Origin of the sequence: Paraburkholderia sp. XV, assembly GCF_020177535.1 — a bacterium.
In the GTDB taxonomy this organism is placed as follows: Bacteria; Pseudomonadota; Gammaproteobacteria; order Burkholderiales; family Burkholderiaceae; genus Paraburkholderia; species Paraburkholderia caribensis.
In genome coordinates this window covers 37,747-48,453 of the sequence record NZ_JAGUUD010000066.1, presented here as the reverse complement: position 1 = coordinate 48,453, position 10,707 = coordinate 37,747, and the positions used below count along the sequence as shown (strand labels likewise).

Sequence of the window (10,707 nt, the reverse complement as noted above, 5' to 3'; positions counted from 1 at the left end):
CGTCATCGTGTTCTCGCTGATCTTCTACTACTGGGGCGTGCATACGGGCTATCGCTCGGCGTATCTCGACGAGCGCAATGCGGCCCACGATAGCGAAGCGTCCGAATACGCGACGAGCGGTTTGCACGGCGAGGAGCGGATGCCGGCGCGCTAAAGCGCACGGCTGAAATATTTTCAGTGCAGAATAGGGCGCGCTTCGTTTCGCCGCTCTGTGCGCAGACCGTGAGAGCGGATCACGCGTGCCGTGATCCGCTTTGCGTTTGCTGAGCCGTCGATGCGTACGACATCGTATGGATTTCACTCACCGACAGCCTCGATGGACTATTCCCGCATCCTCGAACTGATTCACGCCGACTTGCAGCCCTGGCTCGATAAGGGGCGTATAGCCGATTACATCCCCGAACTGGCGAATGTGCCCGCGAACAGCTTCGGCATGGCCGTCGTCACGACGTCTGGCGACGTCTATCGCGTGGGACAGGCCGATACGCGCTTTTCGATTCAAAGCATCTCCAAGCTGTTTGCGTGCACCATGGCCTTCAGGCTGCTCGGCGACGACTTGTGGCACCGCGTCGGCCGTGAGCCGTCGGGTACGGCATTCAATTCGCTGGTGCAACTGGAATCGGAGCGAGGCAAGCCGCGCAATCCGTTCATCAATGCAGGCGCGCTCGTCATCACCGACGTGTTGAGCCGCCGCTTCGTGAAAGCGGAGACGGCGCTCGTCGAGTTCATGCGGCGGGTCACGGGCGAAGCGTCGATCGACTATGACATGCGCGTCGCGCAGTCCGAATTGCAGCACGCACATCGCAATCGCGCGATGGCGCATTTCATGGCGAGCTTCGGCAATATGGAGATGCCGCCCGAAGTCGTCGTCGATGCGTATTGCCGTCAGTGCGCGATTTCGATGAGTTGTGTCGAGCTTGCACAAGCAGCGCTTTATCTGAGCAACGGCGGCGTCGTGCCGTCGACGGGCGAACGCATTCTCGATGCGAGTTCGGCCAAGCGATTGTCGGCGCTGATGCTGACATGCGGAACCTACGATGCAGCGGGCGACTTCGTCTATCGCGTCGGCTTGCCTGCGAAGAGCGGCGTCGGCGGTGGGATCGTCGCGTTGTTGCCGGGTGAAATGGCCGTGTGCGTGTGGTCGCCGGGGCTAGATAGCAATGGCAATTCGCTGGCGGGGGTGATGGCGTTGGAGTGGCTCACCACGTACACGGGGCGTTCGATCTTCTAACGCTCGTCTGCGGACCGGCTTTGGATACAATCCTCCGTCCGCCTCTGCACAGAGGTAGCGGCCTGACGATCGCGATAGAAAGCAATGCGGGTCGGTCTATGAGAATTCGCTGCTGTGAGAAAACTGTGCGTCTTCGGCGTCTGTACTGGCTGAGGGCAGCCGCTCTCTGTACGCCGCTCGCGATGGGCACCGGGTTCGCCGTCGCGACCCCGTTGCCAACGCCACCGTGCGGGACATCACCGGTACCCGCATACGCGTCGTTGGGCGTGCAACCCGCGATCGCGATCCTCGATGCGGAAGAACTTGATGCCAATGCGTGGCGGCCGTCCTCGTGCACTGGATGGCCTGCCAGCTCACGCTCCAGGGTTGTGGTCGCGATCGCAGGTTTGGTCCGCGCCGCTGGGGGGGCCGAGACGCTTTTGGCACGTGCCGGGGCAATCTCCTCTCTGCACACCATGCGCTACTGGTCCACGACGGATCAGCAGTGGCGTCCCTTGTTTCTGGATGCCGCAGCGCTGGCCGGACCTGCCGAGGGCGAGCAACGGCGGGGTGATTTCCGCCCGTCGGAACTGATGGCTGGCCGAACAGCTTACTTCTGGGCAAACGACAGCCGCTCCGGCTCCGTGGTGTACGGGATGCGGGTGCTGGAGCGCAGCCCGCAGCGGATAGTGCTGGGCGAGGAAAATGTGTCGCCGGTCCGTGCCTTGGGACTGACAGTGTTCCGGCCAACTGCGCTGCAGACGGTCGTGTTTGCGCAGCGCCAGACTAACGACGTATGGGGTCTGTATATTCTCGCGCGTATTGATCGACAAGCCAGCAGTTTCGTTGCGAGCGGGCACGAGGCCTCCACGGCGAATCGGGCGCTGGCACTTTTCCGGTATCTGGCTGACATTCCGACCGACGCGGAACCACCGGCTGCGCGATGATCCGGATCGCCACGCAAAGGCACCTCGCAGAACTATCGCAAAGCCTGCGCGAATCGCATCCACGCCATCCCTCGACGTCCGAGCGAACCGGTCGTGATCTATCTAATCGCATGTTCGTGGGCAAGCGCGGCGATGAGGCGAAGCAGGTAAGTGTCATGCCCGCCACCATGATGCCGGTGAAAGTTCGTGTCCACTCACTGGCGAGCAACGACCCATCACTCATCGAGCAGGCGCTTCGCCTGAATCGACAACGCGTGCGGCGCCGACAATTGCGCCGTCATTGTCCTCGAGAAGAACCACTTGATGTTCGCCGGCGTCGGCGTCGGCGTCGGCGCGCAACTCGAGCGCCGTGCCGTACCACTGACCGATTGCCACAATGCTACGCACGACGTTCGATTCAGTGAGCGTATGGCCTGCGTTCTCGCCGCGCCCGATCGCCGTGACGTGACGGGCGTCGTAGCCGACAAGCAGCACATGCGCGCGGCCGGTGCCCGGGCCAATGGATACCGAAACACCGCCGTCCACATGTGTAGCGTGAACCGTAGCGGCCGTCACACCGGCGGACCTGGCGTGGTCGATGGCCGCGCTGGCTGCAGTGCGATTTGAGCCCACCACCTCGGCCTTGCCGTCGATCACCATTTCCGGCGTGTACGCGAAGTCGCGAAACCGTTGGGCGTACCGGGCCTGACGCGCATCGGCGCCGTCGAATGAATACGGGTCTTTCCAGCCGAGCTGATTCCAGTATGTGACATGAAACGCCAGGGGCAGAACGTCGGTGCGTGAGTCGCTCAACTCGGACAGAAAGCGATCCGCCGGCGGGCACGACGAACAGCCCTGCGATGTGAACAGTTCAACGACAACCGGGCGCGGCGCAGCAGCGAACGCATGCGAGGCGAGCAACGCCATAGCGCTCGCAATGATGGCAGTGAGAGAACGGGGCAGCATGTTCAGACTCCAGATAACGACTGTCATGGTAATTTGCTCGCCAGCACGAGCGGGTTACCGTTGAGGCGGACCCGGCGCGCGCGGTGAATCCGTTCGATCCCCATCGCCGATGTCCTCGTCGAAGAAGCCCAGGTACGCCGGGGCCTGTGCCGGACCGGATGGATCTTCAGCCCGCCCAGCGCTCGCACCGATTGACTGCAGCGTCGCGAGTGTCGTCGAGCGATTCGTAATGAAGTGCCAGGGGTGCGATGAGCGCGGCTCCGCATCGTCAAGCGTCGCACCGGGTTGTTGCGCCGCCCGCAGTGCAGCTTCGAGGCGAGGGCGTGCGGGCGCATAGACCGCGAAACCTTCGTTGGCGAGAGCAGCGGTGTCGTATCCGAGCAGCGCACACAGATAGGTCTTGGCGACGCGGTCGCGCTCGTCGGCTTCACGCGACTGTGCGATGAGTGCCGCCGTGTCGGCATTTGCGATCCGACCCGCGCGCATGAGTACCGGACCCGCGTCGGACCACGCATCGGAAGGACAAACCTTCGCAGCCGGATCGAGCGGTAAGAACGGATTGACCTCAGCGGGATAGATGCGGCACACACGCGGACGCCGTTGGTAGGCGCCGCAGGACATGTCCGGGCGAAGGCATCGGCCGCACATGGTGCAGGAAAAGTGAATCGACATTAGCAGGATCGGCGAACGGGTATTGACTGGTCAAGTTAGTTCGTCGGCCAGGGGGTGCCGGTTACACGTCGATAGCCTGCTAGGTGAAAATATTCTTCGCTTTGGCCGTATGGCATTGGGTTGTTCACAGCTGTGCCGCATGGGCGATCTGAAACACGTATCCCGATCTGGCTGCGCCTAGTGACCGCCCGTCATCTCGGGCGCGATGGAAGCGTGGTTGAGCAGGCCGACGAGGGCAATCCCGCCGATCACATTTCCAAGCAGCGTCGGTGCAAAAAATCGCAGCAGATAGTCCTGTATGGCAGCGTGGCCGCGAAGCACGACATACGCAGCTTCCACGGAGCCCGCAATGATGTGTGAAAGCTCGCATACCGCCACCACGTACGTCAGCACGGCGACGATCAGCACCGCCGCGGATCGCGCGCTCGGCAGCAGCCAGACCATCAGCGCAATGAGCCATCCTGCGAGGACAGCCTTGAGCGCCGTGCTGACCAGGGACGAGCCGAGCGATGTTTGCGCGAGCTCGTCCAGCGTGGGGGCAAGGGCGTGTGTGAAGGACGAAGGAGAGGCGAGGATCGCCGCGAATATCCAGGTGCCGGCGAGGTTGGCGGCGAGGACGATCACCCAGAGCCGCAATGCGGCAACAGTCGTGCGTAGGTCTTTGCGTGTCAGCACGGGAAGCACGACAGTCAGCGTGCTTTCGGTGAACAGTTGCTGCCTGCCCAGTACGACGATGATGAAGCCCACGCAATATCCGGCGGGCGCAATCAGCGCAGCGCCCTCGGCCCCGCCAGACGCCTTGCTCTTCAACACTGCTTGCGTCAGAAACGAAAACCCCATCGACAGGCCGGCCGCGAGCGCGGACCACAGTAGCGCAAGCGGTTTGCGTTGGAGCGCGGTTTCCCCCTCCTCCCGGATGATTTCATGGATGACGAGGGCTTGCGGCGAGCTATGGGCGGATGCCTGATCGCGTTCCTTTTCATCGAGGTGCGGCGACGCGTCGCCAGCCGCATTGTTGTCGGTCGTTTCCGGTTCGCTCGCCATCGGACGCTCTCACTGTGGTGCCGCGGCGTCGCGGCGAAGGGCTGATTCGAGGTGCGCAACGAAGGTGCGCGGCGTGGCGGCAGGCGTTCGACGCCCGGATCGTTGCCGGACAATCTGCTCCTCCGGCGCAATCACGGCGGTCCCGCCGGTGCGACGGTGTGGAAAAGACAGCGTCGATGAAAGTGCGCGCCGGGCTCTCGCCGTATCGCAATGCTTCCTTCTCCGACAGAAAGTCGAATTGCTCGGGGAAGGTCGCCATTTTCCGCTCGGGATGGTCGGGAAAAGCGATCGTGCATCGTCACGCCATCCGTGCCGGCCGCCGATTGCCGCCGACGAGCCGCGCCACGCCGCATGCGAGCAAACCCACGAGCACGGCAGTCGCGACGGGGAACGTTCCGGCCGTATTCACCGCGACTTCGACGGGATGTTCGCCAAGCAGCTGGATGCGCCGGCGCGTCATGTCTGCGCCCAAGGTGCGCAGCTCGGGTCCGAGCGCGCGTTCCGCGAGGGGCAGGAGCCTTGTTTCTTCATCGGCGACATGGTGCAGGGTGTCGCGCATCAACTCCATGAACAGCGAGTCATAGGCCGCATTTTCGGGGCCCATTCCGCGCAGCTTCGCGATCACTTCACGCAGTTCGTCATGCTCGGGCCGACTCTTCTTCAGGGTCTCGTCAGTCGGTGCGATGCGCGCGAGGGCTGGGTAGAAAATCTCTTCTTCGAGCTGGGCATGAATTTCAAGCGCTCGGCAAACAGAGTTGACGATCGCACGTTTGCGCCACCATGCGGTCTCGCTGCCGTAACGATGAAAGGCTGCAACGACGTGCGTGTGATCCAGACGAATCATCGTCGTGATGGTGGGTACGTAAGGCATGGTATGGACCTCTCATGATTGCGGACGCGGGCAATGGACCGTTCCCTGTACCGGCAGCATGTCCTGTTCCCGCGTGCGTCTTCGGTAGCGCTTGTGCATGCTGGCGATCACTCACTGGACGATCCTCACGGGGATCGACTTCGCACCCGGTACCTTGCTTTCCTTTGCGTAATGCCAAAGCGGCAGCAGTACATTGCATTCCGGGAAGTAGCCGCCGATACAACCTTCCGGTATTTCATACGCCTTGATTTCGAGTCCTTCGAGGCGCCGATCGATTCCGTCGTCGGCGATCGTCTGGAGCGTCACCTTCTGCCCTTCGTGCAGACGGCGCTTTTCGATGTCCGCTTTATTCATCAGGATGACCATGCGCGTATCTTTTACGCCCCGGAAACGGTCTTCGATGTGGTAGATCGTGGTATTGAACTGGCTATCGCTGCGCAGCGTCATCAGGCGCAGTGCTTCGGGCACTTTCTCCGGCATGTCGGGATCTTCGCCCAACGAATGCGGCGTGAGAAACTCCGCCTTGCCTGATTGCGTTTTCCACTCGCGATGTCGCGCAGGAATGGGCCGGTGGAAGCCGCCCGGCTGCCACATCCGTTCATCGAAGTCGTGGAAGATGTCCGGATACGTCGTCGCGATTTCGCCGCGCACCAGCGAATAATCGTCGCGCCATGCATCCCAGTCGACGGTGGAGCGCTCGCCGAGCGTCGCTTTAGCGATGCCTGCCACAATGTACGGCTCCGCGCGGGCCTTCTCGCTGGCGGGTTCGGCGGCGCCTTTCGAGCCATGCATGCAGCCCGTGCTGTCTTCCATCGAAACGGCCTGGTCGCCGAGTGGCGTACGGTGAATTTCGATCCGGCTCAGGCACGGTAGTACATACGACACTTCGCCGTGAACGAGATGGCTGCGATTGAGCTTGGTCGCCACGTTGACGGTGAGTCGCAGGCGCGCCCACGCGGGCTCCGTTTGCAGCCGGTCCGGCACGGACCGTACCAGATTGCCGCCCAGATTGACGACGGCTTTCACGGTGCCTTTTACCATCGCTTCGAATGCTTCGACGGTGTTCAGGCCTTTCTTTCTCGGAGGCTCGAACGAGAACTGCTTTGCGAGCTGATCGAGCGGGGCGAGTTCCGGCTTCTCGGTGATGCCCACCGTGCGCTGGCCCTGAACGTTGGAATGTCCGCGCACGGGCGAAGGACCGGCGCCTGGCTTGCCGATGTTCCCGCGCAATAGCAAGAGGTTGACGAGCATGCGCACGTTCTGCACGCCCAGCCGATGCTGTGTCAGTCCCATTCCATAGTGCGCCATCACCGCGTTGGCCCGCATATATTCACCCGCGGCATCGAGCAGCGCAGCGCGCGTCAGGCCGCTGACACGCTCGATCTCGGTCCACTCCGTTGCGCGCGCGCAGGCGGCGAACTCTTCGAAACCGCTCGTGTGCTGGTCGACGAACGCCACATCGATGACACGAGGCAAGCCTTGGGCTTTTGCATGATCGTCGGCTTCGATGACCGCCTTGCACATGCCGAGGATCGCGGCCGTGTCGCCGCCCGTCTTGACCTGATGATATTGCGTGCTGATCTGGGTCTCGGCGGGCGTCAGCATCTGCACGGGTGACTGCGGGTTCGCGAACGAAACGAGACCGGGCTCGCGCAGCGGATTGAAGGTAATGATGGGCACGCCGCGCTTGCGTGCGTCCTGCAGCTGATGGAGCATCCGCGGACTATTGGTGCCGACGTTTTGTCCGAAGAAAAACATCAGGTCGGTTTTTTCGAAGTCTTCGAGTGTGATCGTTCCGACGCCTACGCCGATGGCTTCCTTCAGTCCGACGCTGGTGCTTTCATGGCACATGTTGGAGCTGTCGGGCAGGTTGTTGCAGCCGTACATCCGCACGAAAAGCTGATACATGTACGACGTTTCGAGCGACGCCCGCCCTGACGCATAAAAGACGACGCTTTCGGGATCGAGCGCGCGCAGTTCCCGGCCTATCTCACGGAACGCCTCCTCCCAACCGACCTCGATGTATCTGTCCGTCGCGGCGTCGTATTTCATCGGTGCGGTGAGCCTGCCTGCTTCCTCCAGATCATGATCGTGCCAGTTCAGGAGCGACGTCACGGTGTTGAGTTCGAAGAACTCTGGCGTCATGCGCTTCGCAGTCGTGTCCCATGCGGTCGCTTTCGCGCCGCTTTCGCAGAACTCGAATGTATGAGGGTCGGCTGGCTTGGCCCACGAACAGCTCACGCACATGAAGCCGTCCGGCTTGTTCTGCTTGAGCAGAATCGTGCTGTCTTTCAACGCGACCTTTTCCTGCGCCAGTATCGTCGTGACGGACTTCAACGATCCCCACCCACCGGACGCGAACGGGTAGGACGGGTTCTTGCTGATCTTGCTCATGGCGAGTTGCTCCAGGGAAATAGCACGATGTGATATAGCCAGCAAGCCTCATTCCCCGCCGCCGCTTGTTTTGCGGCAAGCGCGAGTGGCCAGGCGCGGCTGGTGGCGGAAAGCGGAATGACGCTTGCTAGAGACCGGGCAGCGGACGGCCGCTGTGGCGCGTCACTCCCTGGAGCGGCCAATGGAAGCAGGTATTGATCTGGCGCGATCGCAGTTCGGATTCACGATCGGGCTGCATATCGTGCTAGCGGCCTTTTCGATCGGACTCGCCAATTATCTGATGGTCCTCGAGGCGCTATGGCTATGGACAGGGCGGCAAGTCTACATCGACATCTACAACTACTGGCTGAAGCCATTTGCGCTGACCTTCGCGGTCGGCGCGGTGTCGGGCATCGTGATGGAATATCAGTTCGGCACCAACTGGGGAGCCTTCGCGGTGCGCACCGGGCCGGTTATCGGTCCAATGATGATGTACGAGATCGTGGTCGCGTTTTTCCTTGAGAGCGGCTTTCTTGGCGTGATGCTGTTCGGCATGAAAAAGGTGGGGCGGAAGTGGCATTTCGGCGCCACCGTCCTCGTCGCGATCGGGTCGATACTCAGCGCGTTCTGGATTCTCTCGGCAAATTCGTGGATGCACACGCCCGCTGGCTACGAGATGGGCGCAGATGGCCGCTTTCTTCCCGTGGACTGGTGGGCCATCGTATTCAATCCGTCGTTCCCCTATCGCCTCGTGCATATGACACTCGCTGCGTTTTTGTCCACGGCGTTCTTCGTCGGCGGGGTCGCAGCATGGCATCTGCTGCGCGACCGCCATGCACATGGCGCGCGCGCCATGCTGTCGATGTCGCTATGGATGGCACTGTTCGCTGCACCGTTGCAGCTGCTGGCCGGGGACAAACACGGCGAAAACACACTCGAGCACCAGCCGCAGAAAGTCGCCGCGATGGAAGGCGATTGGGACGCTCGCGCGCCGGGGAGCGGGGAACCGATGGTGCTCTTCGCCGTTCCCGACATGCGCGAGCGCCGCAACCACTACGAAGTTTCTATTCCGCGCGTCGCGTCGCTCTATCTGCGCCACGATCTGTCAGGCACGATACGCGGCCTGAAAGAGTTTCCACCGTCCGATATTCCGCCCGTGCCGACCGTGTTCTTCGCGTTCCGTGCGATGGTCGGGCTCGGGTTGCTGATGATTGCGGCCGGCATTGCGGGGCTCGTGCTGAGATGGAAACGCCGTCTGTACGATGCGACATGGCTTCACCGCGCGATGGTAGCGATGAGCCCCGCAGGCTTTGTCGCGATGCTTGCTGGGTGGACGGTTACCGAGGTCGGACGTCAGCCTTGGACCGTTTACGGCGCATTGCGTACCTCGCAAAGCATCTCGCCGCAAATCGGCTGGCAAACCGTCGCGTGGTCGCTCGCGGCGACGGTTGCGCTCTACGTCATGATGTTCGGCGTCGGGCTTTACTACCTGGTCCGTCTGCTGGCGCGGCCGCCTGAGGAGGGCGAGCAGGGCCCTCATCCGTCGCTGGTCCAGCACATCCGGCCGCGTGCTGGGACAGCGCCGGCGCACGGGGCGGGCAAATGATGAACGCGCTCGTCCACACCAGCTGGCTGTCGCTCGCGGCCGCGGGAACGCTGGCCTTTGCCGTGCTGATGTATGTGCTGCTCGACGGCACCGACCTGGGCGTAGGCGTGCTGTTCGTCAGCGAGCGGAACCCGGAGCATCGGGAGATCATGATCGATACGATCTTGCCCGTCTGGGACGGAAACGAAACGTGGATCGTGCTTGGCGGTGGCGGGCTCATTGCGATGTTCCCGCCCGTCTACAGTGCGCTGCTCACCGCCATGTACCCCGTGATTTTCGCGATGCTGTTTGCGCTGATTCTGCGCGGCGTCGCGATTGGGTTTCGAGGCGAGGCGACGGCGCGGGCGAAGGCGCGTTGGGACGCGGTCATGCTGACAGGGTCCACGATGGCCGCATTCTGCCAGGGCGTTCTCGTCGGTTCGCTCGTGCAGGGCATCCGTACGGCCCGAGGCACATATCAGGGCGGACCTTGGGACTGGCTCGGCGCATTCGCGCTCTTTTGCGGCGTCGCATTGGCGCTCGGTTATGCGTGGCTGGGTGCAAGCTGGCTGATATGGCGCACCGAAGGCAGCCTGCAGCAGCGCGCGAGGCGCGCAAGTCTCGCGCTTGGGACTGCGACGGCGGCATCTACCGCGATTGTTTCGCTGTGGACGCTGCATCTGAACGACTACTATGCGCGTCGGTGGACGGATGACTCTGGAGGAGTGGCGTTGCCCGTCGCAGTGTTCGTATTTGCGTCGTTGGCTGCGGGCTTCGTCTACGGCATTGCCAGACGGCGCGCGTTCGCGCCGCTCGTGTTCGCGCTGATCTGGTTCGTGTTCGCACTGTTTTGCGTGCTGTACACGATATTCCCTTTAGTGTTGCCGCCGTCTATCACCATCGCGCAAGGCAGTTCCCCGCCGCGTACCCAGGCGTTCGTGCTTGGCGGAACGTCAGTGCTCGTACCCGCCGTGCTCATTTACAGCACCTTTGCTTTCTGGGTCTTTCGGGGGAAGGTGACCTCCGCCCGTCGACCAGACCAGTAGGCATGCGCAGGGCG

9 protein-coding genes are annotated in these 10,707 nt (G+C 62.3%); 4 read left to right on the top strand and 5 right to left on the bottom strand.

Annotated elements, in window-relative coordinates:
* The first annotated feature begins 316 nt into the window (after nt 1-316).
* On the top strand, nt 317-1,231 hold the full coding sequence (locus KFO72_RS26450) for a glutaminase (RefSeq protein ID WP_054931839.1): 915 nt from the start codon (nt 317-319) through the stop codon (nt 1,229-1,231).
* 266 nt (nt 1,232-1,497) lie between these two features.
* Nucleotides 1,498-2,157, top strand: a complete 660-nt coding sequence (locus KFO72_RS26445) for a DUF6675 family protein (RefSeq protein ID WP_060607392.1) — start codon at nt 1,498-1,500, stop codon at nt 2,155-2,157.
* 219 nt (nt 2,158-2,376) lie between these two features.
* Here KFO72_RS26445 and KFO72_RS26440 read toward each other — a convergent pair whose 3' ends face one another.
* The 5 genes from KFO72_RS26440 to KFO72_RS26420 all read right to left on the bottom strand — a co-directional run bounded on the left by KFO72_RS26440 (nt 2,377) and on the right by KFO72_RS26420 (nt 8,083).
* Nucleotides 2,377-3,102, bottom strand: a complete 726-nt coding sequence (locus KFO72_RS26440; RefSeq protein ID WP_225033394.1) for a DUF1223 domain-containing protein — start codon at nt 3,100-3,102, stop codon at nt 2,377-2,379.
* A 54-nt stretch (nt 3,103-3,156) separates the two neighbouring features.
* A complete protein-coding gene (locus KFO72_RS26435) occupies nt 3,157-3,774 on the bottom strand; it encodes a YkgJ family cysteine cluster protein (protein ID WP_225033393.1) in 618 nt (205 codons plus the stop codon).
* A 177-nt stretch (nt 3,775-3,951) separates the two neighbouring features.
* Nucleotides 3,952-4,818: a formate/nitrite transporter family protein gene (locus KFO72_RS26430; RefSeq protein WP_054931843.1), complete on the bottom strand. Its 867-nt coding sequence runs from the start codon at nt 4,816-4,818 to the stop codon at nt 3,952-3,954.
* A gap of 298 nt (nt 4,819-5,116) precedes the next feature.
* Entirely contained in the window at nt 5,117-5,689 is a 573-nt protein-coding gene (locus KFO72_RS26425) for a hemerythrin domain-containing protein (protein ID WP_062917757.1), read from the bottom strand.
* Nucleotides 5,690-5,800: 111 nt separating this feature from the next.
* On the bottom strand, nt 5,801-8,083 hold the full coding sequence (locus tag KFO72_RS26420; RefSeq protein WP_225033392.1) for an FdhF/YdeP family oxidoreductase: 2,283 nt from the start codon (nt 8,081-8,083) through the stop codon (nt 5,801-5,803).
* Between the two features lie 181 nt (nt 8,084-8,264).
* Here KFO72_RS26420 and KFO72_RS26415 point away from each other — a divergent pair, with 181 nt between their 5' ends.
* Nucleotides 8,265-9,668: a cytochrome ubiquinol oxidase subunit I gene (locus tag KFO72_RS26415; RefSeq protein ID WP_225033391.1), complete on the top strand. Its 1,404-nt coding sequence runs from the start codon at nt 8,265-8,267 to the stop codon at nt 9,666-9,668.
* Complete coding sequence (cydB, locus tag KFO72_RS26410; protein ID WP_225033390.1) at nt 9,665-10,693, top strand: cytochrome d ubiquinol oxidase subunit II; 1,029 nt, start codon at nt 9,665-9,667, stop codon at nt 10,691-10,693. The genes KFO72_RS26415 and cydB overlap by 4 nt, the downstream gene beginning before the upstream one ends.
* The last annotated feature ends 14 nt before the right edge of the window (nt 10,694-10,707 follow it).

Excerpts from the sequence above, each read along its gene's own strand:
- KFO72_RS26450 (WP_054931839.1), top strand. The coding sequence starts at position 317 with ATGGACTATTCCCGCATCCTCGAACTGATTCACGCCGACTTGCAGCCC.
- KFO72_RS26440 (WP_225033394.1), bottom strand. The coding sequence starts at position 3,102 with ATGCTGCCCCGTTCTCTCACTGCCATCATTGCGAGCGCTATGGCGTTG.
- KFO72_RS26435 (WP_225033393.1), bottom strand. The coding sequence starts at position 3,774 with ATGTCGATTCACTTTTCCTGCACCATGTGCGGCCGATGCCTTCGCCCG.
- KFO72_RS26430 (WP_054931843.1), bottom strand. The coding sequence starts at position 4,818 with ATGGCGAGCGAACCGGAAACGACCGACAACAATGCGGCTGGCGACGCG.
- KFO72_RS26425 (WP_062917757.1), bottom strand. The coding sequence starts at position 5,689 with ATGCCTTACGTACCCACCATCACGACGATGATTCGTCTGGATCACACG.
- KFO72_RS26420 (WP_225033392.1), bottom strand. The coding sequence starts at position 8,083 with ATGAGCAAGATCAGCAAGAACCCGTCCTACCCGTTCGCGTCCGGTGGG.
- KFO72_RS26415 (WP_225033391.1), top strand. The coding sequence starts at position 8,265 with ATGGAAGCAGGTATTGATCTGGCGCGATCGCAGTTCGGATTCACGATC.
- cydB (WP_225033390.1), top strand. The coding sequence starts at position 9,665 with ATGATGAACGCGCTCGTCCACACCAGCTGGCTGTCGCTCGCGGCCGCG.